Consider the following 24,671-nt stretch of genomic DNA (forward strand, 5'->3'; position numbering starts at 1 on the left):
CGCCGACGGGCTGCTCGCGGTGTCGCCCACACCGGGCGCGGCGCACGCCCCGGCCGCCAGTCCGGCGACGCTTAATCCGGCGGCGCGGAGAAATCGCCTTCGATCGAGGGTCACCGCGCAAGTATGGCCAGACGACCACGGCACGCGTGTACTGAAAGTCTAGACTTTCGGCGAAAGAATCCCGGCTCAAGGCGCGGCCCGGCGAAGCCGTCTCCGTCGCGCGATATTCGTGATCGGCGGTGCTGAGCGTGGCACAATCCTCACCGTGCGCGTTCGCACCGAAGTGAGGGTCGAGGGCACCGTGCAGGGGGTCGGATTCCGGCCGTTCGTGCACGGTCTCGCGACGGGCCTGGGGCTCGCCGGGCTGGTCGGAAACGACGCGGCCGGTGTCTTCATCGAGGTCGAAGGGGACGCGGGTACGGTCGAGCGGTTCCTGCGCGGGCTGCGGGAGCCGCCTCCCCTCGCGGTGATCGAGCGGATCAGCACCCGGTCGCTCGCACCGCACGGGCACGGTGGTTTCAGCATCGTCGGCAGCGAGGCGTCCGGGCGGCGGCGCACCCTGGTGTCCGCGGACTCCGCGACCTGCGCCGACTGCCTGCGCGAGCTGCGCGACCCGGCCGACCGGCGGTTCGGCTACCCGTTCGTCAACTGCACCAACTGCGGGCCGCGCTTCACGATCGTCACCGACGTGCCCTACGACCGGCCGAACACCACGATGGCCGGGTTCGCGATGTGCGCCGACTGTGCCGCCGAGTACCGCGATCCGGCCGACCGGCGATTCCACGCCCAGCCCGTGTGCTGCCCGGCCTGCGGCCCGCACGTGACGCTGAGGGACCCGGACGGGCGGGCGCTCCCCGGTGAGCCGATGGCCGCGGCGCGCGCCCTGCTGCGCGACGGTGGCGTCCTCGCGCTCAAGGGCCTGGGCGGCTACCACCTGGCCGCCACCGCCGCCGACGGATCCGCGGTCGCGGCCCTGCGCTCCCGCAAGCACCGCGAGGACAAGCCGTTCGCGGTGATGACCGCGGACGTGCGCTCGGCGCGGAGCCTGGGCGAGGTCGGGCCGGCCGAGGAGGCGCTCCTGACGAGCGTGCGGCGGCCCATCGTCCTGCTGCGGCGGCTCGCGGACGCGCCGCTCGCCGCGGCCGTCGCGCCGGGGAACCGCTCCATCGGGGTGATGCTGCCCTACACGCCCCTGCACCACCTGCTGGCCGGCGAACCGCTGGTGCTCACCAGCGGCAATGTCTCCGACGAGCCGATCGCGTACCGCGACGAGGACGCCTTCGCCGCCCTGCGCGAGATCGCGGACGCCTTCCTCACCCACGACCGGCCGATCCACGTGCGCACCGACGACTCGGTCACGAGGGTCTTCCGCGGGAGGGAGATGCCGCTGCGGCGCTCTCGCGGGTACGTGCCCGGACCCGTGCCCCTGCCCGCCGGCGGCCCTCCGGTGCTGGCCTGCGGGGCCGAGCTCAAGAACACCTTCTGCCTGGCGAAAGACGGGCGCGCGTTCGTCTCCCACCACATCGGGGATCTGGAGAACTACGAGACGCTTCGCGCCTACCGCGAGGGCATCGAGCACTTCGGGCGGCTCTTCGACATCACTCCGTCGCTGATCGCCCACGACCTGCACCCCGAATACCTCTCGACCAAGTACGCCCTCGAACAGGACCTGCCGCTGGTCGGGGTGCAGCACCACCACGCGCACATCGCCTCGTGCATGGCCGACAACGAGCGGACCGAGCCGGTCATCGGCGTCGCGTTCGACGGCACCGGGTACGGCACGGACGGCACGCTGTGGGGCGGTGAGTTCCTGGTCGCGGACCTCACCGGCTTCGAACGTGCCGGGCACCTGCGGCCGGTGCCGCTGCCGGGCGGCACGATGGCGATCAGGGAGCCCTGGCGGATGGCGGCCGCGCACGGCGTGCCCGCGGACCTGGACGTCGCCCGGCGCAACGCCGCGCGCTGGGACACCGTCGTGGCCATGGGCGACCGCGGGGTCGGCTCACCCCTGACCTCGAGCATGGGACGGCTCTTCGACGCGGTCGCCGCCCTGCTCGGCGTCCGCGACCGGGTCACCTACGAGGGACAGGCCGCGATCGAGCTCGAACAGCGCGCCGACCCACGCGTGGGCGACGCGTACCCGGTGCGTCTCGACGACGGGTCGCCGTTCACGGTCTCGGGCGCGGACCTGGTCGCCGCCGTCGTCGCGGACCTGCGCGCGGGCGTGGACGTCCCGTCGATCGCGGCGCGGTTCCACAACGCCGTCGCCGGCCTCGTCGTCGCCGGGGCGCTGCGCGTGCGCGAGACGACAGGCCTGACGACGGTCGCGCTGTCCGGCGGCGTGTTCCAGAACCTCCTGCTGCTGGAGCGCGCGGTGGCCGGCCTGGAGGCCGGCGGCTTCGGCGTGCTGGTCCACCACCGCGTGCCGCCGGGCGACGGCGGCATCAGCCTGGGCCAGGCGGCGGTCGCCGCCGCCCGGCCCCATGGCGCGTCCGAGCCGGTCACGCGGGAGGCAGGTACGGACCCTCGGTGACGGAACCCTGCGGGTCGACGCCCGAGGAACCCTCGGGCTCGGTCTTACCGTACGGACGTCCGGAGGCACCCTGGGTGCCCTCGGTGGTCCTGCCCTCCTCGTCGCCGGAGTCGGCGATGTCCTCGGCGCTGCGCCGCTTGCTCTCCCCCGCGTCATCCGGCGGAGCGCCCTCGTCGGTGGTGCCGGCGGCGCTGGGGCCGACAAAGCCCTCTCCGTCTTCGGTCTCGTCCGGGCCCTCGAACGCCTTGTCGGCGCCCTGTACGGCCGGGTCCTCGGGGTCGCTCATGGTGTGCTCCTCAGCAGATGCGGGGAAGGGGGTCGCCGACCAGCAGGTCGACGATTCGGGTGCCGCCGAAGGCCGTCTTGAGCAGCACGAGCCCGGGCGGGTCGTCCTTGATCCTTCCGACGAGGGCGGCGCCGGCGCCCAGCGGATGCGAGCGCAGGGCGGCCAGCGCCTCGTCGGCCACGTCTCCGGACACGATCGCCACCATGCGGCCCTCGCAGGCGACGTACAGCGGGTCGATGCCGAGCAGTTCGCACGCGCCGCGTACGTCGGGGCGTACCGGGAACGCGTCCTCCTCCACGACGACGGCGACGCCCGCGTCGGCGGCCACCTCGTTGAGGATCGTCGCCACGCCGCCTCGCGTCGCGTCGCGCATCCGGCGCACGCCCTCGCCACAGGCGTCCATCAGCGTCGCGACCAGGCCGTTCAACGGCGCGGTGTCCGAGGTCACGTCGGACTCGATGTCCAGCTCGCCCCGCGCCAGCATGACCGTCACGCCGTGCTCGCCGATCGGGCCGGAGACCAGGATCGCGTCGCCGGGCCGCACCTCGCCGCCGAGCGGACGCCGGATCGCGCCGACTCCGGCGGTGTTGATGTAGCAGCCGTCGGCCTTGCCGCGCTGGACCACCTTGGTGTCGCCGGTGACGATCTGCACGCCGGCGACCTCCGCCGCCACCCGCATCGACGCGACGATCCGCTTCAGGTCCGCGACCGGGAAGCCCTCCTCCAGGATGAACCCGGCCGACAGGTGCAGCGGCTCGGCACCGGAGACGGCCAGGTCGTTGACGGTGCCGTTGACGGCCAGGTCGCCGATGTCGCCGCCGGGAAAGAACAGCGGCGACACGACGTAGGAGTCGGTGGTGAACGCCAGCGAGGCGCCGTCGATGCTGAGCCGCGCGCCGTCGTCGAGGGGTTCGAGCAGCGGGTTGCGGAAGGCGTCGAGGAAGACCGCCTGGATCAGCGTCTGGGTGGCCTTGCCGCCCGCGCCGTGCGAGAGGGTGATGTTCTCCTCGCGCAGCCGCGGCCGGGCCCGCCGGGCGCGGTCGATGCGTTCGAGCACCTGCTCCTCGCGGGAGGCCATCTCGACGTGCGCGTGCTCGCGTACGGCGGCCTCGGCCCAGTCGGCGGACCGCTCGGGCGCGGATCCCTCGATCACGGGTCGCTCAGCCACGGGTGGCCTCCTGGACCCGCTCGCGGGTGAACCGGCCGAAGTTGTAGTACGCCGCGCAGGCGCCCTCGGAGGAGACCATGCAGGTGCCGATGGGCGTCTCCGGGGTGCACGCGGTGCCGAACACCTTGCACTCCCAGGGTTTGAGCACGCCCTTGAGCACCTCGCCGCACTGGCAGGCCTTCGGGTCCGCGACCCGGCTGCCCGGGATCTCGAAGATCCGCTCGGCGTCGAACTCGGCGTACGCCTCGCGGACCCGCAGCGCCGAGTGGGAGATGAAACCCAGCCCGCGCCACTCGAAGTAGGGCCGCAGCTCCATCGTCTCGTTGATCACCTTGAGCGCCTTGAGGTTGCCGTCCCACGGCACGACGCGCCCGTACTGGTTCTCCACCTCCGAGCGGCCCTCGGCGAGCTGCTGGAGCAGCATGTGGATCGAGGCCAGGATGTCCAGTGGCTCGAACCCGGCCACGACGATCGGCTTGCCGTACTCCCCCGCGATGAAGTCGTACGGCCGGCAGCCGATCACCGTCGAGACGTGACCCGGGCCGATGAACCCGTCGAGGCGCAGGTCGGGTGAGTCCAGGATCGCCTTGATGGCCGGGATGATCGTCACGTGGTTGCAAAAGATCGAGAAGTTGGTCAGCCCCTCGGCCTTGGCCCGCAGTACGGTCATCGCCGTGGACGGCGCGGTGGTCTCGAAGCCGATCGCCATGAAGACGACCTTCTTGTCCGGGTTCTGCCGGGCGACCTTCAGCGCGTCGAGCGGTGAGTACACCATCCGGATGTCGGCGCCGGCCGCCTTGGAGTCGAAGAAGGACCCGCGCCCGCCGGGCACCCGCATCATGTCGCCGAAGGAGGTCATGATGACGTCGTCCTGCTCGGCGATGTGGATCGTGTCGTCCACCCGGCCCATCGGGATCACGCAGACGGGGCAGCCCGGCCCGTGCACGAGCGTGACGTTCTCCGGGAGGTAGTCCTCCAGCCCGTGCTTGTAGATCGTGTGCGTGTGCCCGCCGCAGACCTCCATGAACTTGTACTGCCGGCCCGGCTCGCACAGGTTCGCGATGGAGGCGGCCAGTGCGCGTGCCTTCTCCGCGTCGCGGTACTCGTCGACGAAGCGCATCACTCGATCCTCGATTCCATCAGTGCCTCGATCTCGTCGGCGTAGGCCTGGCCGATCCCTTCGAGGAAGTCCATCGCCGCCTTGGCCTCGGCTTCGTCGATCTTGGAGAGGGCGAAGCCGACGTGGATGAGGATCCAGTCCCCCGGCTGCGGATTGTCTTCGGTGATCAGGCCGATGTTGATATTTCGCCGCACGCCGCTGATGTCGACCTTGGCGAGATCAGGTTGATCGGAAAGAATCTCCACGATCTCCCCGGGTATTCCCAGGCACATCCCGCGCCTCCGCTATCTCGATGGATTCCAGCACCAATTCGTCGCCGCCGGTCATCTGCACGTCACCGTCTCCGCAGGCGGGACAGACGGCCAGCGGGTCGAGCGTGCCGGCCTCATGGCCGCACGAACGGCAGCTCAGCCGGGCCGGGGTTACGACCATGTCGATGGCCGCGCCCTCGGCGATCGTGCCCTCGGTGACCATCTGGAACGCCAGGTCCATGGAGGGCTCGACGACACGCAGGAGCGCGCCGGCACGTATCTTCGCCCGGCGCACCGGACGCCCGGCGGCGCGCTTCTCGACCGCCTCGAGGATCGCCTCGGCGAGCCCGATCTCGTGCACGTCAGCTCACCGTCCCCGGTACGCCCGTGGCCGTCTCGGTCTCCGGGGCCTGGGTTCTCGGACCATGGCGCTCCTCCTCGATGAGTTCGCGAACCACTTGAACGGCGGGCTCGATGGCGGCCGTGACCGCCGGGCTGAGCTCTATCCCGGGCGAGATGTCCGCCGGCTCGCAGCCGACCAGCAGGACCCGCCGCATCTCGCCGCCGACCACCCCGACCAGGTCGAGTACGGCGTCGGGCGTCATCCCGTGCGCGTCGATGATGCCCGTGGGCTCGCCCTCCTCCAGCTCGAGGGTGTAGATCGTGCCGGGCGGCTCGCCGCGCGGCGTTGCGTCCACCAGGATCGTCACGTCATAGTCGGACAGCTCGTAGGCGAGATGGATGCCGCGGATGCCGAAGTCGCCGACGTCGACGTCGACGGGCAGTTCGATGTCGGCCAGCCGCCGGGCGACCTCGACGCCGAACCCGTCGTCGCCCAGGAAGACGTTCCCGACACCCGCGACCAGGATCTTCACAGCGGCTCCACGTCGTCTGGGGCGAAGTACCAGTAGCGGCCCTGCGCACGCCGCATGTCGGTGCCGGGGTCGTCGTCGATGGTCACGGCCAGGTGCTGTGAGCCGTCGACGTCGAACAGCACCGCCTCGACGGTGGCGACCCGGCCGGTGACGAACATGTCCTGCGCGTCGGCGCGCCCGGACGGCCGGAGAACCACCTTGCTGCCCTTGCCGACCTCATGCCCCGCGACCGTGATCCGGTCGGTCTCCGGCGAGACGGACGCATCGGCGCCAGGGTCCCACCAGGGTTCATCGGTGGTGAAGACCGGCACCTCGTCCGGTCCGTTGTCCCAGCCGCGCCGTGGGCCGGGCGAGCGGATCGCGCCGTGCAGGCGGTCGAGCAGCTCGGGTGGCATCGCGTCGACCCGGTCGATGATCTCGGCCGCGCGCGGGTCGGTGGCGCGCGCCTCGCGCTTCTCCTCGTCGGTCAGCGTCATGGTGCGCAGACTGAGGATCTCGTCGATCTCGGTCGCGTCGAACAGGTCGCCGGGGCTCTCCGGCGCGATCTGGGGCCGGTCCTCCAGGATGATCGGCGAGGACAGGACCACGTCGTCGTCGATCAGCACCGGCCAGGTGCGGAGGTTCTCGCAGCCGTCGACCGCGGGCCGGGCCCATTCGGGTGGGTCGACCAGGGACACGAACCTCCCGCCGGTGAGCGCGATCAGCGTGTGCGCGGCGACCAGGGAGTGCCGCAGCGCCTCGGGGCGCTCCTCTCCGGTCCACTCGCCGGTGTTCTCCAGCCGCAGCCGCAGCCGGACCACGCCGTACGGGCCGGGGATCTGCTCGGCGGCGGCGCGCACCCGGACGTGCAGGGGCTGCCAGGTACGGGTGACTCCGTCCACGGTCTCCCGCCCGCCCGGGATTCGGATGTCGCGGACCTGCTCGCCCTCCAGCAGCTCTTCCAGCCGCCAGACGTGGTCGATCTCGCGCTCGGCCGCTTCGTCGAACGGCTCGGCGCCTTCGGACGTGCGAGCCTGGACGTGCAGGAACCGGGAGCGCGCGTGCACGACCTCGCCGGCCTCGATCAGGCACTCGGTCTGGCAGGCGGACGGCTCTTCGGTCACTGTGAAGCCGGGCGGCACGAACACCCCGAACTGCCAGCGCACCTGGTTCTTCACCGCGCTGGCGCGGTACGGATAGAGCAGGTAGCCCTCGTACAGGACGGCGTCCGCGATCTTGCGCGCGGCCTCCAGATCCCTCACGGCCGGGCCTCCTTGCCCTGCGTGAGTTTGGCCTGGGCGAGCAGGTCGGCGATGACGTCGTCCCAGCCTGCCAGCGCCTTCGCCGTCTTGTAGAGCATCAGCTCGGCGATGGTCGCGCGGCGCAGCCGCAGCCAGCCCGAGCCCGGGAAGAAGCGGTCCATCGCCTCCCGCCAGACGGCGACCGGCACGCGCTGCGGGGTCTCGCTGGTCCACGGGACCTGGTTGACGGTGAAGCCCGTCGGGGTCCGGACGAAGACGGTGCCACTGAACAGCAGCAGCATTGGGATCTCGCCGTCCTCCAGCGAGGCGAAGTACTTGTTGGCCGCGACCTCCAGGTCATAGGAGCACGGCACGGGCAGGTCGACCTCGGTCTCGCCGGTGAACCCGGGCACCATCACCGCGACCGTGGCGTACTGCAGCGGTTTGAGGGTGTCGCCCCAGCGGTCGGGCGTGCCGAACAGGTCACCGAGCAGCGGCGTCTCGGCCTCGGAGTACTTGCGACGGTGCGGCTCGATCCGAAGCTGGCAGCGCAGCGCGATGGCGTTCACGGCGCGGCCGCCGGTCTCGGCGATGCGCAGCCGGAAGACCAGCGTGGGCGAGGCTGCGTACGGGTCGGACCGTACGCCGAGGCACTCGAAAGTGAGATCAGCCATGCGCCTCCTCCCTGACCACTCGCTCGCCGCGGTCGCGCAGGGCGGCGAAGAAGCCGTTGATCGCGTTCCACGCCTCCTCGCCCCCGTCGAAGCCCTTCCAGTACAGCCGGACCAGGCCGACGAGCTCGTAGCAGACGTCGATCGGCACGAGGTAGGCGCCGGACCTGCGGTCGATGAGGAGTGCCTCGACGTCGGGCTGGACGTCGGCGACGGCGGGGTTCGCGGCCAGTATCCGCACCCAGGCGTCCAGGGACAGCTCCGACTCGGTCGCCCCGGCCGGACTCGGATAGAACGCGACCGTGCGGCCCATGCCGGTGTTGCGGAAGAAGAACGCCATACGTACCGGAATGGCCAGCTCGTCCCAGTCGCCTTCGGACATCGCGAAGTCCGGGTCATAGCGGTAGCGCTCGGGTACCGCTTGGAACCGCCGTATCGGAGAGTCGGCGCCGTCCGTGGGGCGGCGTTCCGTGCCCGCGCCGGCATGGGTGAACAGCAGCATGCAGGGTCGGCAGGTGCAGAGGATATGCCGGTCCTCGAGGTTCGCGACGTGACCGTGCACCTCGCCGATCGGCTCGGCGCACATCTCGCACTTCTCGACGGGAGGCCCGGCGGGAGCCGGGGCGGGCTCGGTGGCCGCCCGCTCACGCTCGAACTGCTCCCGCCCCGCGGCGAACCGGCGCAGGCTCACGTTCGTTCCCTCCTGTCGTCCGCGCTGCCGGAAAGAGTCACGACGAGACCTCCTCCGGCACCGCGCACTCCTTGCCCTGGTACGGGTGGATCTGCAGCAGCGTGGGTTCTGCCGCGACGCCCTCGACGACGACCTCGGTGATCTCCGGAGCGTCCTCCAGGATGGCTCTCTCGATCGACATCGTGGCGGTGACCTGCGATGACGGGCACCCTGAACAGTTACCCTCCAGACGGAGGCGTACAACCCCCGACAGGTCGATGCCCAGGAGCTCGACGCCGCCGGCGTGTGATCCGAGGTAGGGCCGGACCCGCTCGAGCGCACCACGGACGCGTTCGGCGGTGTTGAGCGGATGGATGTCGTGCACGATCAGCAGCGAGCCGACCAGGTTGTCGCCGGCGAGGGTGCGCGCCGTCTCGTCCCCGACCATCTCCAGGATCCGGGCCAGGCCTGCCCCGTACACCTCGATGAGCGCGGTGACCAGTTCCTCGGCCCGGTCGCGGTCGGCCGGGTCGTCGATCTCGGCGAGCAGCTGCTCCACGCGCGCGCCCGCGTCTTTTACGTCCTTGGATCCAGGCATCGGCCAAGCCCCTTCCGGTCGGTCATGGTGCGGGCGGCTCCGCCGCGGCCCCGGCCCGGTGGGGCCGCGGCGGAGTACCGGGGAGTGGCTCAGCCCTCGCCCGTGAAGGCGTGAGGAGAGTGGACCCGGTCGAGGGACTTACCGTTGCCCATGTACATGTGCACGCCGCAGGGCAGGCACGGGTCGAAGCTGCGGACGGTGCGCATGATGTCGATCCCCTTGAAGTTCTCCGGGGAGTTCTCCTCGAAGATCGGGGTGTTCTGAACGGCGTCCTCGTAGGGCCCGGGTGTGCCGTACTCGTCCCGCACGCTGGCGTTCCATGGCGTGGGCGGGTAGGGGTGGTAGTTCGCGATCTTGCCGCCCTTGATCACCATGTGGTGGGACAGCACGCCGCGTACGGCCTCGGTGAAGCCGACGCTGATCGCCTCGTCCGGGACCTTGAACGGCTCCCACGTCTTGGTGTGGCCGGCCCGGATCTCGGCGAGCGCCTTCTCCACGAAGTACAGCGCCTGCGCGGCGGCGTACGCCTGGAAGTAGGTGCGGGCCCGGTTCCGTTCGATCGCGTTGGACAGCGGCTCCCCGTTCCACATGGGGATCTTCCACTCGAACGTCTTCTCCGGCGCTCCCATGGTCTTCGGCAGGTTGATCTCGACGCTGTGCCCGGTCGCCCGGACGTACCCGGTGTCCACGAGTCCCGACAGCGCGGTGGACCACAGGCGCGCGAGCGGGCCGCCGCCGGTGTCGAGGGCCAGGTGGTCCTTGCCGTCGAACCAGCGCGGCGACATGACCCAGCTGTACTTGTCCTCGAAGTTGCGCTTACCGGGCTTGGGGATCGTGTGCTGGTTCCACGGGTGGTGGATGTCGACCGGGTTGCCGAGCGGGTCGTGGGTGACGAACTTGTCCTTGTCCGTCCAGTTCTCGTAGTACGAGCTGCCCAGCAGGATGCGAATGCCGAGGTTGATGTCGACAAGGTCGTTGGTGACGAGCCTCCCGTCGACGACGATGCCGGGGGTCACGAACATCTTCTTGCCCCAGGCGGCCATGTTCTTGTACGTGAAGTCGCAGTGGTCCGGGTCGTTGAAGGAGCCCCAGCAGTTCAGCAGGACCCGCCGCTGCCCGACCGCCTGGTAGCCCGGCAGGGCCTCGTAGAAGAAGTCGAACAGGTCGTCGTGCATGGGCACGACCCGCTTCATGAACTCCACGTACCGCATCAGGCGGGTGAGGTAGTCCGTGAACAACTGGATGGTCGCGACCGTGCCGACGCCGCCCGGGTAGAGCGTCGAGGGGTGCACGTGGCGCCCCTCCATCAGGCAGAACATCTCGCGGGTCGAGCGGCTGACCTGCAGAGCCTCGCGGTAGAACTCGCCCTCGAGCGGGTTCAGCGACTTCATGATGCCGGCGATGGTCTTGTAACCGTGGTCCTCCGCGTGCGGCGCCGGAGTGCGCTCGGCCAGGGCGAGCACGCCCGGGTTGGTCTCCCTGACCATCTTTTCGCAGTAGTCGACCCCTACCAGGTTCTCCTGGAAGATGTTGTGGTCGAACATGTATTCGGCGGCCTCGCCGAGGTTGATGATCCACTCAGCGAGGTGCGGTGGCCGGACGCCGTAGGCCATGTTCTGGGCGTAGACCGAGCACGTCGCGTGGTTGTCACCGCAGATCCCGCAGATGCGGCTCGTGATGAAGTGCGCGTCCCGCGGGTCCTTGCCCTTCATGAAGATGCTGTAGCCGCGGAACACCGATGAGGTGCTGTAGCAGTCCGCGACCGTGTTGTTGTTGAAGTCGACTTTGGCGTAGATCCCGAGGCTGCCCACGATGCGGGTGATCGGGTCCCACGCCATCTCGACGATGCCGTCTTGCGTTGCCATCTGCGCGTCTCCGCTCACCAAGAGGATTTGTAGCCGGTGGCCAAATCACCCTTCTTGCGCCACTTGGGTTCCTTGTCGAGCTTCCTGGCGGTGATCCCGCGCAGAGCGCGGATCACCCCGCCGTACGCGCCGCTGGCCATCGAGGACACGCGTGCGCCTGGGGGTTCGTCCATGAAGGGCATGAACTTGTCCGGGAAACCCGGCATGGTGCAGCCGATGCAGATGCCGCCGACGTTCGGGCAGCCGCCGATGCCGTTGATCCAGCCGCGCTTGGGCACGTTGCACTTCACGACCGGGCCCCAGCAGCCGATCTTGACCAGGCACTTCGGGGAGCCGTACTCGGTCGCGAACTGGCCCTGCTCGTAGTAGCCCGCGCGGTCGCAGCCCTCGTGGACGGTCGCGCCGAACAGCCAGGTCGGCCGCAGCGCCTCGTCCAGCGGGATCATCGGCGCCTGCCCGGCGACCTGGTACAGCAGGTACAGGATCGTCTCGGACAGGTTGTCCGGCTGGATCGGGCAGCCCGGCACGTTGACGATCGGGAGCCCGGCCTTGGACTTGTAGTCCCAGCCGAGGTAGTCGGCCACGCCCATCGCGCCGGTCGGGTTGCCGGCCATGGCGTGGATGCCGCCGTACGTCGCGCAGGTGCCGACGGCGAGCACCGCGGTCGCCCTGGGCGCCAGGATGTCCAGCCATGCGCTGGTGGTACGGGGCTGGCCGGTCGCCGGGTCGTTGCCGAACCCGGACCAGTAGCCCTCTTCCTTGATCGACTCGTTCGGAATGGAGCCCTCGATGACCAGCACGAAGGGTTCGAGCTCGCCGCGTTCGGCCTTGTAGAACCATTCGATGAAGGTGTCGGCCCCCTTGTCGGGCCCGCACTCGAAGTCGATCAGCGGCCAGTGCACAGCGATCTTGGGGAGACCCGGAAGGGCGCCGAGGGCGATCTCCTCGATACTCGGCTGCGTGGCCGCCGTCAGGGCGACCGAGTCGCCGTCGCAGCTGAGGCCCGCGTTGATCCAGAGGATGTGGACGACAGGTTCTTCCTGTGTGGTCTCCGACTCGGTCGGCGTCGTCATGCCACGTTCACCACCTTGGGGTAGGCGGTCGGGTTGGGGTGGCGTACGCGGCGGGGCCGCGTGCCATCGGGGTGCGCGTCAGAGCGCGTACTGGGTGAGCTCCCACAGGGCGTGGTAGACCGTGGTCTGGGCCTCCTGGATCCGGTGCACCGATGACGACGGCACCGTGAAGAGGTGATCGAGGCCCTCGATCTCGGCCATCTGCCCGCCCGTGTGTCCGGCCAGTCCGATCGTCAGCATTCCTCGACGCATCGCCTCCTCGAAAGCGCGGATCAGGTTGGCGGAGTTGCCACTCGTCGAAAGGCCCAGCGCGATGTCGCCGGCGCGGCCGAACGCGCCGAGCTGACGGGCGAACACGACCTCGAAGCCGATGTCGTTGGACAGGGCGGTCATGACCGCGACGTCGGTGGTCAGCGCGAGCGCGGGCAGCGGGCGCGACTCCCCGCCGGGGTTGAGGAAGAGCGCGGCGACATCCTGCGCGTCGGTGGAGCTGCCGCCGTTGCCGAAGGTGAACAGCCGTCCCCCGGCGCGGAAGGCCTCGGCCATCCGCTCCGCGCACTCGGTCAGCCGCGCGCCGTCGGCGGCGAGCACGCTCTCGCGGAGCGCGACGATCTCGTTCGCCTTCTCGGCGGTGGAGCGGCGCACCTCGTCCATGACGGACTCGAGGTCGGTGTCGCCGGAGTAGAGGAACGGGTAAAGCTCCCGCATTTCGCTCATGGCGCAGGCACCAGCCCGATCGCCTCTTTGGCGTGGACGAGCACGGTGTCGCCGACCGCGGCGTCCACGAGCGCGACGCTGACCTCCTCCGTACGGCCGTCGCCGACATCGACGTCCGCGAGGTCGCCGTCGTGCAGGCGTACGACCCGCACCGCGACGGCCTCATCGGAGCAGGTGACGCAGTGGTCGCCTTCGCAGTGATTCAGGCCTGCGCTCATGCGATCACTTCTGGAGCGAGCACACCCGGCTGTTCGAGGAACACATGGACCAGCTCCCACAGCACGTGGTAGGTCGTGACGTGCACTTCCTTGACCACGCGCGGGTCGGCGGAGGGCACGATCACCTGATGGTCGGCCACCGCGGCACGGGCGACGTCGCCGCCGTCACCGCCGAGCAGCGCCACCGTCAGCAGGCCCAGGTCCTTGGCGGTCCGCAGGCCGCGCAGCACGCCGGCGCACCGGCCGTCGGGCGAGATGCCGAGCGCGATGTCGTCGGCCTCGGCGAAGTGGCGGAGCTGGTGGGCGAACACGTCGTCGAAGCCGGCCATCGCGCCGACACCGGTGAGGGTGGCGACGTCCCCGGTCAGCGACAGGGCGGGCAGGGCGCGCTTTCCGACGATCACCGGATGGACGAACTCGACCGCGATGTGCTGGGCGTCCGTGGCCGCACCGCCGTTGCCGAAGGTGAACAGCCGTCCGCCGCGGTGAAAGCGTTCGGAGATCGCGTGACAGGCCTGTGCGATCACGTCCGCGCTGTCCACCAGCGCTCGTCCGGGAGCCTGTCTCCGGGCGAAGACCTCATGTACGCGTCCCGCTGTCCGCTGCATTTGCGGACCACTTCCCTGGGTGAAATCGGAAGGGCTTGATAACGACATGTGACAGACGACTCACGGAACATACATCAGGGCCCCGTGGCGTACAAGGCACCGAAAACCAAAGGTTTAAGCTTGATCACCTACAGTGACGTCACGCAGGCAGTGATCATCTTGACCGCTGTCAGGGCATTGTTCAGCACTTCCAGGCATGATCCATAAATGATCATTTTCAGTCCCCGGCTATTAGACCGTTCCAAAGATCTTGTGGCCCTTACAAAGGGACATATGGACCGAAAATATCGCCATATCTGGAAATTCAAGAAATAATGTCGTTACTCTGCGTACACGCCTCGTCAGGAGATCGTGGCGGTGAAGATCGGCTGACTCGTCGGCCGGGACGACCCTTCCGCGGGCTCGACGGTGAGGCCGATCTGGGTGGCGTCGCCGAGGCCGGTCGCCAGGATCGGCTTGGGGTTGCCGTGCACGGGCGGCCGCATCGTGCCGGCCGGGCGTGGCGGCTGAGGACCCATGAGCCACAGTTCGTAGGTCTTGGCAGAGGAGAGTTGTGGCAGCCCCGACATGACGATGACGGCCTTGCCGAGTGACCGGGAGGCGACGACGGTGCCGCTGCCGCCGGGGCGTACCGAGCCGCTGACGGTGCGGGCGTCCGATGCCGCCATCACCGCGGCGATCTCGCGGTTCAGCCGGTCGGCCCGCTCCCTGGTGTGCTGTTCCCGTAGCGTCGCGAGGCCCAGCACGACGGCGAGGACGAGACAGGCCGCGGACAGCATCCAGCCGAGTCTACGGGTGCGCCCGGAGCCCGGACGGCGTACGCGGGGCGGCAGCTGCCGGGTACGGGCGGCCTGGGCGAGCACGCGCTCACGCAGCGCCTCGGGCGGCTCCTGCGCCGCCGCGGTGGCGAGCCGGGTGACGGTCTCGCGCATCCCGTCGACCTCGTCGGCACAGGTGTCGCAGTCATTGAGATGGGTGTCGAAGCGACGTCGTTCGACGTCGGTGAGGCTGTCGAGGGCATACGCGGCGGCCAGCGTGTGCATGTTCTCGCTCATGAACCCTCCTTCGTCGGAAGGGTGACCAGGGCGCCGGTTTCATCGATTCGCTCGCTGCGCTCGCTCAAGGGTTCACCCCGAGGCAGTCGCGAAGACGGATGAGTCCGTCCCGCATCCGGGTCTTGATCGTGCCGAGTGGCACCTTCAGCAGCTCTCCGACCTCACGGTAGGTGTAGCCGACGTAGTAGGCGAGCGTGATCGACTCACGCTGGGTCTCGGTGAGGGTGGAAAGGCAGCGCCGTACCTGCTCGCGCTCCAGGTTGACCTGGACGTTCTCGGCGACCTCGTCGTAGGCGGGCCCGGCATCGCGGCCCGCACGCTGCTCGCGCTCGGACGCCGCCTGGGCGGACCTGACCCGGTCGACCGCGCGCCGGTGGGCGAGCATCATGACCCACGACATCGCGCTCCCCCGGCCGGGCTCGTACCGGGACGCGGTGCGCCAGACGTCGATGAGGACCTCCTGGGCGACCTCCTCGGACTGCGCCGGATCACGCACGATCCGCAACGCGAGCCCGTACACGGGCCCGGAGACCTCGTCGTAGACCCGTTCGAACGCCGCTTGGTCCCCCCGCGCCACGTGAGTCAGCAGGTCACCGAGGTCGGCCTGCTGTTCGTGGCCGCCCGGATCACCCTTCCAGAGTCGCGCCGCGCGCCGATCGCTCATCTCCACACACTCGATTCGTTACCGCTGCGGTGGTGGATTGGTCCGGACCATCGCTCGTCCGGGTCCGCCAACACCGGCCAGTGGTCCCGATCATGCCGCATCCGCATCCGCATCCGCATCCGGGACGAGCCGGGTCGGAGAACCTGCCGCGTCCGTCAGGCCCCCCGTGGCACGCCCGATCAGGCCGAGACCCTCCAGCCCCGGCAGCCGGTCGATGCGGGCGTCGATGCTCGCGGCCGTGCGTTCGCCGCCCCGCCCGGCGAGCAGGTACGACAGCAGGTGCCGCGTCTCGTCCGGTGCCATCACGCCCGAGCCGACGGGCCGCCAGTACCTCCGCAGCGCGAAACGCGTCAGCCGCCGCGCGCGCCGGGAGGCGGCCAACCGCGCACGCGCCTGGCCCACGTAGAACGCCACGTGCCGGGTCTCCTGGCGCATGATCCGTTCCAGCATCTCGGTGAGCACCGGGTGCCCTTCCCGTTCGATCAACCGGGCGTATCCCGCGTGGGTGCACCACTCGTTGATCGCCCCCCACGTCATGTGCACCGCGACGAAATCCTCGCCGATCGCCTGCGCGAGGAGCGCCTGCTTGATCGGCGCCACCCGGTCCCGCCACCCCTGCGCGCGGCGGATCTCCCGTATGTGGTCATCCCCACGGCCCGCGCCGTGCGCGGCGAGCACGTCGGCGAGCGCCTCGCCGTGCCAGTACTCCTCGTAGTTCCACATGGTGAGGAACGCCGTGACTTCGGGGTCGGTGTGCGACGGCGTCACGAGCAGGTCGCGCAGGTAGCAGACGGTGTGGTTCTCGACGTCGCACATGTAGCGGAGACACCGCAGCCCTGCGGCGCTTAACGGACGCGTGCCGAACGCGGTGAAGTCCAGGTCGTCGGTCCGCACGGGGGCGGCTGATCTCGCGTAGTCATCCATACAGAACGCCATGCCGGGAATGTAGTCCTTCATACAGAACGCCCATGCAGGGAATTCGGAGCACCGGCTTTCCCGGATTGCCCACCGCGGCGAGCGGCCGGTCGCCACATCGCTCGATTGATCACTCAGCGTGAGGTACGTCACCTGGACATGGCTCTCACCAGGGCTAAACTTGTCGCGAGGGCCATGGCCCCACTCCCCCAAATTTCACCCTTTGTGATCGTTCGGGCCGGCGTCCCGCCTCCGCGGCGCCCTTGAACCCCCTCGCCGTCGCTCTCCGCCGATCACCTGAGCGTCCCCCGAAAGCCGAGTATGAGCCTGCCCCCGAACCCCACGTACGCCGTCTTCGAGATCGACCTCGTCCACGAGGAGGCCCGCCGCCGCGCCGAGGTGGTGACGGCGCTCGGCCCACACTGGGACCCGATCGCCGCGCTGCGAGCGGAGGAGGAGGCGCACGACCTGCTCTACTCCGGTCTCGACGCGCGGCAGCGGGCCACCTACGACATGCTGGTGTCGGCCGGCGTGCTGCCATCGCGGGAGACCGGTCATGCTGCCGATTGACCCGGACGCCGACATCGGCCGCCGGGCTTGGATCGACTGCCCGCGCTGCCGCGACCACGAGCGATGCGACGACTGCCGTTCCGGCCGCAACTGCGGCACCCACTGGCGCTACCTGCTGGCGAACTCCGGCAGCGTCCTGCACGTGCAATGCCCCGCCTGCACCCACCTGTGGGACCACGAGACGTACTTCGGCCGCAGCGGAGACGCCGCGTAGGCGGCCATGTCGGTGCGACCGATCACGAGGCGTTGTCCCGCCGGGTGATGATGTGGGCCAGTTCGACGCGTGAGCCGATGTCGAGTTTGCGGAACACCTGCCGGAGGTGGAACTTGACGGTGTGGGGTGAGATGAACATCTGCGCGGCGACCTGTTTGTTCGTCAGGCCTTCGGCGACGAGTTCGGCGACGCTGTTCTCGGTGTCGGTGAGGCTGTCCCAGCCGGTCTCGGGACGTTCGGAGTGCGCCCAGTAACGTCGCCGGACGCCGAGTCCGCGGAGTCGCGCGCGGACGCGCGCCGCGTCGCGGGGCGCGCCGATCCGCTCGTACCCTTCGAGCGCCTGGTCGAGGTCGTCGATGGCCGTCTGGTGGTCGGGTTCGCTGGAGGCGCCGCCGAGCAGGACGCCCAGGTCCTCGGCGGCGGACGCGCGTGCCCACGGGTCGGGGGACCCCGCGGCGGCCTCACGGAGCGCGGCGGCGTCGCGGTGGAGGATTCCGCGGGCGTGGGCCGCGGCGTGGGTGAGGACGGGAAAGTCGGGGTTGTCGCGGGCGATGCGGTCCATCGTGGCGACGATCATCTCGGCCTGGGCGCGGTCGCCGGCCGCCAGCGCGACGCGCGTGCCCCACGCCGCGAGGTTGGACTCGGCCACGAGGTGCCAGCGCCACATCGCGACGTCGGGGCAGATGGTGCGGAGTACGCGCATCGCCTCCCCTGGACCGCCGCGGGCCTCGGCGACCGCCGCCGTCGCCCAGCCCGCGGGGAACGCCAGGCCCCGGGCGGAGTGGGCCTGGTACCGCCGGATGTAGTCGGCGGCCGCGGACAGGTCGCCGCGTAGCAGCGACACGGTGGCGAGCACGAGGATCCCGATGGGAGTGAAGGTGTGGGTGCCGAGTTCATCGGCGGTCTCCAGCCCGGCCTCGGCCTCGGCGGCGGCGTCGTCCAGTTGGCCCGTGACCAGCCGCAGGTAGGCGCGTACGTACGCGGCGCCGGCGGACTGCAGCGTGTGTCCCAACCGGCCGATCTGCTCGTCGGCGGCGCGCAGGACGTCTTCGGACTCGGTGAACAGCCGTACGTTCAGCAGGCAGATCGCCAGGTTCAGGCGCGGGCCGGTGCTGTGCGCCCCGATCGACCCGCCGCCGGCGATCCGCGCGGCCTCGCGGACGAGGCCGAGCCCGTCGGCGACGCGCCCTTCGGCCCAGGCGATGTGCATGAGCAGGACGAGCGCCCCGACCAGGGCGCCGTCGCCGTGATGCTCCCGGGCGAACGCGATGGCCTCCGCCCGCTGACGGCCGCGCCAGATGTCCTGGTGGGAGAACAACCCCACGAACCACGTCAGCTCGGTCGCGTCGCGCAGGTCGGCGGCAAGGTCGGGCCGGGCGAGCACGTCCTCGAGCTCGGTCAGCGCCTCCTCCGGCCGGCCGTTGAACAGCAGGGTGAGAGCCAGCTGATGGCGCAGGTAGGGGGCCTGGCCGTCAGATGCGTGGTCCAGCCCGGTCCGGGCGAGCTCGGCGGCCTGCGACAGTCGCCCGGTGGCCGTCAACGCCTCGACCGCGGTCACCGTACGGTCGAACCAGCCTGGGTCGGCGGCGTCGGTGAGTTCCAGGGCCCGCGTGGCGAGGTCGGCGGCGGTCTGTGGTGAGGACGGCAGCACCTCGCGGGCCGCACGGTCCAGTCCGGCGAGGGCCTGCGTGGTGCCCGGCCGGGGATGCGCCATGAAGTGCGCCGCCGCGGGGATCGCCGAGCCGCCGCGGTCCAGCAGCATCTGCCCGGCCCGAAGGTGCAGCCACTGTCGTACGGGCTGGGGAATGCCGTCGGTCACCGCCTGCCACAGCAGATGGTGGCGGAACGCCAGTGTGTCACTCCTGGCCACCACGAGCTGCGTCGCCAACACCTCCTCGACGGCCGACAGCAGGTCGCCGGCGGGTTCGTCCAGTAGCTCGGCCACGTCCTCGACCGCGAAGGAGTGGCCGAGCACCGCGGCCACCTGGAGCAGATGCCGGGCCCGCGGTGACAGCCCGTCCAGGCGGTTCTGCGCGAACGTCTGGATGCTTTCCGGCAGCCGGAGCGGCGGCTCGGTGACCAGCCGCGCGCGGCCGTCGGCCAGTTCGACGGCCGCCTCGTCGCGGAGCCCGGCCAGCAGTTCGACGAGCAGGAACGGATTACCCCCGGCCACGGCGGCCTGCGCGAGCACCGTGGTCTCGGGTGCCCCGCCGAGCACGTCCTCGGCGATCTCACCGACCGCCTCATCGTCCAGCGGCGCCAGGACCACCCGCGTGGCGCCCTCGCGTCCCAGAACGTCGTACAGGCGGTTCAGGGCGGCATCGTCGCCGCTGGTACGCGCCAGCATCCACACGAGCGGGTACGAGGCCAGGTCCGACACCAGCGACCGCAGCGCCAGCAGGGTCGCCGGGTCCGCCCACTGCAGGTCATCCAGCGTGAGGAGCATCGGGCCTTGGACGAGACGTTCCTCCAGCCGCGCCCTCAGTTGGTCTACCAGCCATATCCGCAGGTCACCGGAGGACCCCACGCCTTTGGGAAAGCCCAGCGTACGAGCGGACTCACCGAGCGCCGACATCAGCGGCGCCAGCGGATCCAGCCACCGCAGCTCGTCGGCTCCGCCACGAGCGACCATGAAGCCGCGTTCCGCGGCGACCTCGACCGCCTCCGCGAGCAGCCGGCTTTTGCCGATCCCCGACGGGCCCTCGACCAGCAGCACGCCGCCGCGGCCCGCCCCGGCCGCCCGCAGCGACTGGATGACAACGCGCCACTCCCGGGCCCGGCCGCGGTGGCCGGGCCGGGACAGGTCTTCAGGGTCCCCACGCACGGCAGGCCGAAGTCCGCCCCCCATGTGTCTCAGAAAACCATCCGCGAAACCACCCCGCAACAGCGCGAACATCCCCTGTGACGTGGGTGGGCGAGGTGACTGGTGCGCCTGATCGCGTCCTGGGGACCGGCAGCTGAACGCGAGGATTGCTCATGTCCTCATCCGGTCACGGGGCTGTTCGTAACCGACCACGTCCATCACAGTGACGATCGCGATCAACGCGATTGAGGTGGGTCGGATGAGGCGTCTCCTGACCATCGTGCTCGCCGTCGTGCTCGCGGTGGCACTGTCCGCGGGGCCCGGCGCCGCGGCGACGGCCTTCCCCGGCGGGCCGCCGAACGATCCCGACTACGCCCCCGCCGAACAGGGATCCGTGCTGACCTGCCTGACGAAGTCGGCGCCGGGCGCGGAGCAGCACAACCTCTATTCGTTCATGCCGCGGTGCACGCCGGGCGCCAAGGATCCCGAAGGCGCCTCGGGCATGTCCGTCGACACGGCCTGGCGCGACTACACCACCGGGTCGCCCGACACGGTGATCGCCTACGTCGAGGCCGGCGTCAACTGGCACGGCACGGACGTGGCCGACCTGGCGAACAAGGTCTATCTCAACACCGGTGAGCTGCCCAAGCCGCAGGGCGCCTCCTCCTACGACCGCGACGGCGACGGCGCGGTCACCGCCGCCGACTACTCCGGCGACGGGCGGGTCCACGACGCCAACGGCAACGGCGTGGTCGACCCTGAGGACCTCATCGTCGCGTTCTCCGACGGCACGGACGGCGACGGCAACGGCTTCACCGACGACATCTCCGGCTGGGACTTCTATGACGACCAGAACGACCCGGCCACCTCCGACGCGACGTACGGGCACGCGAACGAGCAGCTCAGGAAGGCCGGCGCGCAGACCGACAACGGGAAGCTCGGCGCGGGGATCTGCCCGAAGTGCCGGCTGATGCCGATCCGTGCCGGCCAGGAGGCGCTCGACCGTACCGACGACCTCGCGGCGGCCTGGCTGTACGCGGGGCGGGCGGGCGCCAAGGTCATCGTGAGCACCACCGCCGACCTCGGTTACTCCTCCGCCATGCGGCGCGCCGTGGACAAGCTCTGGAACGACGGCGTGGTCATGGTCGAGTCCAGCAACGACTTCGACTCCACGGACCACCAGGGCGGAATGTTCTGGCCGCACGTCCTCCCGGGGAACGGCCTGGTGCCCAACACCGACGGTGTGCCGAGCCCGCTCGCCAACCCGCTGACCACGACGTACCGGGAACGCTCGAACCTGACCTCGTTCGGCTCCCACTCGATGTTCTCGGTGGCCACGATGGGCGGCTCGACCTCGGAGTCGACGCCGACGACCGGCGGGATCTTCGGCCTGCTTCTGTCGTACGGCGCCCAGGCAGCCCAGGAGAAGAAGATCGCCTGGCCGCTGAGCAACGGTGAGGCCGTCCAGGTGATGCGCGCCACCGCGAGCGACGTCGCCGACACGAGCCTGGGCTGGCCGGGGCGTCCCGGCTGGGACAGCCAGTACGGCTACGGCCGGCCCAACGTGCACGCGGCCATGGCGGCGGTCGCCAAGGGCGACATCCCGCCCGTCTCCTCGATCGAGAGCCCGGACTGGTACGCCCTCTATGACCCGGAGACCACACCGTCGGTGCCGGTCACCGGGCACGTCGAGGCGCGCCGGGCCGCGAGCTTCCGGTACGAGCTGCAGGTCGCGCCCGGCCTCGATCCCGTCGACTCCGACTTCGCCGGGGCCGGGTCGGGTCAGGGCAGCGGCACCTACGACGGCAAGGTGGGCACGCTCGACCTGGCCGGGCTGCCCCGGTCGTTCTGGACCAAGGCGTACACGATGTCGGACGACAAGGCGCTGTCCACGACCGAGCAGTACACCGTCACACTGCGGCTGCGAGTGTGGGACGACCAGAACCGGATGGGCGAGGAGCGCCGCACGGTCGCGGTCCATCACGACCCGGCACTGCGGTCCGGCTTCCCGCAGCGGTTCGGCATCGGTGGCGAGAGCCAGCCCGCCCTGACCGACCTGCAGGGCAGCGGGCACGAGGCGATCGTGTTCGGCGACGCCGACGGCCGGGTGCACGCCGTCGACGGGGTCAGCGGCAAGGAGCTGCCCGGCTGGCCCGTCACCACGAACGCGAGCCGCGTGCGCGTCCCCGGCTTCGACCCCGGCCACGAACCGATCATCGCGCCGGTCGCGGCCGGCGACCTGTTCCACGACGGGCGGCAGGAGGTCGTGGTCACCAGCACGACCGGGCGTACCTACGCCTTCGACGCGTCCGGCAAGGCGCTTCCCGGCTGGCCGAGGACGCTCGACACCGGGGTGAGCAAGCCCGCGATCCCGCGGCCCGCGCTGTCGTACACGCGGCCGCCGCACCAGGGCGCGACCGCCTCGCCGGTGCTGACCGACCTGGACGGCAAGCCGGGCCTGGAGGTCGTACAGGCGGGCTGGGACGGCCGGCTGCACGCCTGGCACGCCGACGGAAGCGACGTGGCGGGCTGGCCGGTGACGGTCGCCGATCCGCCCAAGCCCGCCTCCGGCGTGGCCATCGACGACGCGAAGCTGGACGCGACCCCGGCCGTGGCCGACCTCGACGGCGACCACAGGCCGGAGATCGTGGTGCGATCGCAGCACTCGGAGACCTCGGGCGCGGGCATCCAGCCGCTCGGCGCGAACTACGTGTACGCCTACCACGCCGATGGCTCCCCGGTGAGCGGCTGGCCCGTACGGCTGCCGTCGATCATCACGTACTACGGCAGTGCGCAGGAGTTCATCACCGAGGCGGCGAACTCCCCCGCGGTGGCCGACGTCGACGGCGACGGGAAGGACGAGGTGGCCACCGGCCCGTCGTTCGCGGCGACCTTCCTGGTCGGCGGGGACGGCAAGGTGCGGAACGCGTACGGGCCGCTGAACAACCCGGCGCTCGGCCTGCTGAACGGCGACGAGTCCGTGATCCGCGCGCTGCTGGGCGGGAAGCTGCCCGCCGACGTGCCCGCGTCGTTCACGACCAGCGGCGCGTTCGGCCGCTTCAGCGGGCGTCTCGGGTACGCCGAGTCCGGATCGGGCGCGGTGTCGCTGATCGCCGCGCTGCTGTACCCCGGCAGCGGCAGCCCGATCGGCAACTTCGAGCGCGGGTACGACGCGCTCACCGGCCTGCCCGCCGCGGGCTTCCCCCATCAGCGGCACGGCCTGGACTTCCTCGGCGGGCCGCTGATCACCGACGTCACCGGCGACGGGAAGGCCGAGATCGTCGACGGCGGCGACACCTCGACGGTGCACGCCTTCACCTCGTCCGGGCAGGCGGCGGGCTTCCCGAAGTTCACCGGCGGCTGGACGCTGTTCGCACCGTCGGCGGGCGACCTGGACGGCGACGGCCGTACGGACCTGGTCACCACGACCCGCGAGGGCTATCTGTTCGCCTGGAAGACCGACGGGAAGCCGGACGCCGAGTCGTGGGCCTACCACCACGACGAGTGGCGCACCGGCCGGTACGGCACCGACACGCGGCCGCCGGGGATCCTCCGGGACGTCCAGCGCTCCGGCGCGGCGGTCACCTTCACCGCGCCGGGCGACGACTGGTACGCGGGCCGCGCGACGTCGTACCGCGTCACCGCCGACGGGACGACCACGACGGTCCCCGCGACCGTGGACGCGGGCGGGAGGCAGACCGTCACGGTCCCGGCCGGCGCGCAGAAGATCACCGTCCAGGCGGTGGACGACGCGGGCAACCTGGGCCCCCAGGCGGCCCTCTAGCGCGCGCCGCCGCTCTCGCCGGCTCGCCCATGTCCGGCCGATGACGGGAGTCCGGTGACGGCCTGTATCCGCCCTCACCGGCGGACGCGGCGGTGTTCCCGGTGGAGGCTGTGGAACGTACCGTTGGAGTCATGAAGGTGCTCACGGTCAACGTCGGCAGGCCACGGCCCAACCCGTGGAAGGGCCTGAAAGTGACGGGCATCGACAAGCGACCCGTCGACGGACCGGTCGCCGTCGCCGCCCCCGGCCCCAAGGGCACCGGCGCGGTCGGTCTCGCCGGTGACCGGGTCTATGACGTCAAGAACCACGGCGGCTCCGACCAGGCGGTCTACGCCTACGCCCGCGAGGATCTCGACGGGTGGGAGGCCGAGCTGGGCCGGCCGCTCGAGAACGGCGTCTTCGGGGAGAACCTCACGACCCTGGACCTGGACGTCAGCGGCGCCCTGATCGGCGAGCGCTGGCGGGTCGGGCCCGACGTCGTGCTGGAGGTGTCGTGCCCGCGGATCCCGTGCGGGACCTTCCAGGGCTGGCTGGAGCGTGACGGCTGGATCAAGCAGTTCACCAGGGCAGCGGTGCCGGGCGCCTATCTGCGTGTGATCGAACCCGGCGACATCCGGGCCGCCGACCCGGTCGAGATCGTGCACCGGCCCGCCCACGACGTGACCGTCGCCCTGACCTTCCGCGCGATGACGCGCGAACCCGGGCTCCTGCCCCGGTTGCTGGTCGCCGACGCACTGCCGCTGGACATCCGGGAACTCATACGCCGGCGCACCGCCCAGGTCTGAGACCGCCA

General features: G+C 70.5%; 24 protein-coding genes. 5 read left to right on the top strand and 19 right to left on the bottom strand.

The window, feature by feature from the left end:
- Positions 1 to 265 precede the first annotated feature (265 nt).
- Positions 266 to 2,533, top strand: coding sequence for a carbamoyltransferase HypF (gene hypF, locus FB559_RS37585; protein ID WP_246122749.1), 2,268 nt, complete (start codon positions 266 to 268; stop codon positions 2,531 to 2,533).
- On the opposite strand, the gene FB559_RS37590 is transcribed toward hypF, so the two are convergent.
- The 18 genes from FB559_RS37590 to FB559_RS37675 all read right to left on the bottom strand — a co-directional run bounded on the left by FB559_RS37590 (position 2,502) and on the right by FB559_RS37675 (position 16,528).
- Positions 2,502 to 2,819 carry a hypothetical protein gene (locus tag FB559_RS37590; protein ID WP_141962379.1) on the bottom strand — a complete coding sequence of 106 codons (318 nt, stop codon included), beginning with the start codon at positions 2,817 to 2,819 and terminating at the stop codon, positions 2,502 to 2,504. The genes hypF and FB559_RS37590 overlap by 32 nt on opposite strands.
- A gap of 10 nt (positions 2,820 to 2,829) precedes the next feature.
- Complete coding sequence (hypE, locus tag FB559_RS37595; protein ID WP_246122751.1) at positions 2,830 to 3,987, bottom strand: hydrogenase expression/formation protein HypE; 1,158 nt, start codon at positions 3,985 to 3,987, stop codon at positions 2,830 to 2,832.
- On the bottom strand, positions 3,980 to 5,107 hold the full coding sequence (gene hypD / locus FB559_RS37600) for a hydrogenase formation protein HypD (RefSeq protein ID WP_141962380.1): 1,128 nt from the start codon (positions 5,105 to 5,107) through the stop codon (positions 3,980 to 3,982). Before hypD ends, hypE begins: the two co-directional genes overlap by 8 nt.
- Positions 5,107 to 5,352: a HypC/HybG/HupF family hydrogenase formation chaperone gene (locus tag FB559_RS37605; RefSeq protein WP_342781043.1), complete on the bottom strand. Its 246-nt coding sequence runs from the start codon at positions 5,350 to 5,352 to the stop codon at positions 5,107 to 5,109. The genes hypD and FB559_RS37605 overlap by 1 nt, the downstream gene beginning before the upstream one ends.
- The gene (locus FB559_RS37610) at positions 5,327 to 5,719 is read right to left on the bottom strand and encodes a hydrogenase maturation nickel metallochaperone HypA/HybF (protein WP_141962382.1); all 393 of its coding nucleotides are present in this window, start codon (positions 5,717 to 5,719) and stop codon (positions 5,327 to 5,329) included. The genes FB559_RS37605 and FB559_RS37610 overlap by 26 nt, the downstream gene beginning before the upstream one ends.
- A gap of 1 nt (position 5,720) precedes the next feature.
- Positions 5,721 to 6,233, bottom strand: a complete 513-nt coding sequence (locus FB559_RS37615) for a hydrogenase maturation protease (protein ID WP_141962383.1) — start codon at positions 6,231 to 6,233, stop codon at positions 5,721 to 5,723.
- The gene (locus tag FB559_RS37620; protein WP_141962384.1) at positions 6,230 to 7,474 is read right to left on the bottom strand and encodes a hypothetical protein; all 1,245 of its coding nucleotides are present in this window, start codon (positions 7,472 to 7,474) and stop codon (positions 6,230 to 6,232) included. Before FB559_RS37620 ends, FB559_RS37615 begins: the two co-directional genes overlap by 4 nt.
- Positions 7,471 to 8,127 (bottom strand): DUF6084 family protein, encoded by a 657-nt coding sequence (locus FB559_RS37625; RefSeq protein ID WP_141962385.1) that lies wholly within the window; start codon positions 8,125 to 8,127, stop codon positions 7,471 to 7,473. Before FB559_RS37625 ends, FB559_RS37620 begins: the two co-directional genes overlap by 4 nt.
- Positions 8,120 to 8,815 carry a DUF5947 family protein gene (locus FB559_RS37630; RefSeq protein ID WP_246122753.1) on the bottom strand — a complete coding sequence of 232 codons (696 nt, stop codon included), beginning with the start codon at positions 8,813 to 8,815 and terminating at the stop codon, positions 8,120 to 8,122. Before FB559_RS37630 ends, FB559_RS37625 begins: the two co-directional genes overlap by 8 nt.
- A gap of 37 nt (positions 8,816 to 8,852) precedes the next feature.
- A complete protein-coding gene (locus tag FB559_RS37635; RefSeq protein WP_141962386.1) occupies positions 8,853 to 9,392 on the bottom strand; it encodes a NifU family protein in 540 nt (179 codons plus the stop codon).
- A gap of 89 nt (positions 9,393 to 9,481) precedes the next feature.
- Entirely contained in the window at positions 9,482 to 11,257 is a 1,776-nt protein-coding gene (locus FB559_RS37640; protein ID WP_141962387.1) for a nickel-dependent hydrogenase large subunit, read from the bottom strand.
- 14 nt (positions 11,258 to 11,271) lie between these two features.
- Positions 11,272 to 12,330, bottom strand: coding sequence for an NADH-quinone oxidoreductase subunit B family protein (locus FB559_RS37645; RefSeq protein ID WP_141962388.1), 1,059 nt, complete (start codon positions 12,328 to 12,330; stop codon positions 11,272 to 11,274).
- Positions 12,331 to 12,408: 78 nt separating this feature from the next.
- Positions 12,409 to 13,047: a D-sedoheptulose-7-phosphate isomerase gene (locus tag FB559_RS37650; protein ID WP_141962389.1), complete on the bottom strand. Its 639-nt coding sequence runs from the start codon at positions 13,045 to 13,047 to the stop codon at positions 12,409 to 12,411.
- Positions 13,044 to 13,265, bottom strand: a complete 222-nt coding sequence (locus tag FB559_RS37655) for a HypC/HybG/HupF family hydrogenase formation chaperone (RefSeq protein ID WP_141962390.1) — start codon at positions 13,263 to 13,265, stop codon at positions 13,044 to 13,046. Before FB559_RS37655 ends, FB559_RS37650 begins: the two co-directional genes overlap by 4 nt.
- Positions 13,262 to 13,807 carry a D-sedoheptulose-7-phosphate isomerase gene (locus tag FB559_RS37660; protein WP_246122755.1) on the bottom strand — a complete coding sequence of 182 codons (546 nt, stop codon included), beginning with the start codon at positions 13,805 to 13,807 and terminating at the stop codon, positions 13,262 to 13,264. Before FB559_RS37660 ends, FB559_RS37655 begins: the two co-directional genes overlap by 4 nt.
- Before the next feature lie 407 nt (positions 13,808 to 14,214).
- Positions 14,215 to 14,928 carry an anti-sigma factor gene (locus tag FB559_RS37665; RefSeq protein WP_246122757.1) on the bottom strand — a complete coding sequence of 238 codons (714 nt, stop codon included), beginning with the start codon at positions 14,926 to 14,928 and terminating at the stop codon, positions 14,215 to 14,217.
- Positions 14,929 to 14,992: 64 nt separating this feature from the next.
- Positions 14,993 to 15,592: a sigma-70 family RNA polymerase sigma factor gene (locus FB559_RS37670; protein ID WP_141962392.1), complete on the bottom strand. Its 600-nt coding sequence runs from the start codon at positions 15,590 to 15,592 to the stop codon at positions 14,993 to 14,995.
- 90 nt (positions 15,593 to 15,682) lie between these two features.
- Positions 15,683 to 16,528, bottom strand: a complete 846-nt coding sequence (locus FB559_RS37675; RefSeq protein WP_221640628.1) for a ferritin-like domain-containing protein — start codon at positions 16,526 to 16,528, stop codon at positions 15,683 to 15,685.
- Between the two features lie 300 nt (positions 16,529 to 16,828).
- Here FB559_RS37675 and FB559_RS37680 point away from each other — a divergent pair, with 300 nt between their 5' ends.
- Both FB559_RS37680 and FB559_RS37685 read left to right on the top strand, forming a co-directional pair.
- Entirely contained in the window at positions 16,829 to 17,077 is a 249-nt protein-coding gene (locus FB559_RS37680; protein WP_141962393.1) for a DUF6400 family protein, read from the top strand.
- Complete coding sequence (locus FB559_RS37685) at positions 17,064 to 17,291, top strand: hypothetical protein (protein ID WP_141962394.1); 228 nt, start codon at positions 17,064 to 17,066, stop codon at positions 17,289 to 17,291. Before FB559_RS37680 ends, FB559_RS37685 begins: the two co-directional genes overlap by 14 nt.
- Positions 17,292 to 17,313: 22 nt before the next feature.
- Here the strand turns inward: FB559_RS37685 and FB559_RS37690 are convergent, their stop codons facing one another.
- Entirely contained in the window at positions 17,314 to 20,115 is a 2,802-nt protein-coding gene (locus FB559_RS37690) for a helix-turn-helix transcriptional regulator (RefSeq protein WP_185792662.1), read from the bottom strand.
- 238 nt (positions 20,116 to 20,353) lie between these two features.
- On the opposite strand from FB559_RS37690, the gene FB559_RS37695 reads away from it, so the two are divergent.
- A complete protein-coding gene (locus tag FB559_RS37695) occupies positions 20,354 to 23,878 on the top strand; it encodes an FG-GAP-like repeat-containing protein (protein WP_141962396.1) in 3,525 nt (1,174 codons plus the stop codon).
- 131 nt (positions 23,879 to 24,009) lie between these two features.
- Positions 24,010 to 24,663 (top strand): MOSC domain-containing protein, encoded by a 654-nt coding sequence (locus tag FB559_RS37700; RefSeq protein WP_141962397.1) that lies wholly within the window; start codon positions 24,010 to 24,012, stop codon positions 24,661 to 24,663.
- The last annotated feature ends 8 nt before the right edge of the window (positions 24,664 to 24,671 follow it).

Source organism: Actinoallomurus bryophytorum (genome assembly GCF_006716425.1).
Classification (GTDB): Bacteria; Actinomycetota; Actinomycetes; order Streptosporangiales; family Streptosporangiaceae; genus Actinoallomurus; species Actinoallomurus bryophytorum.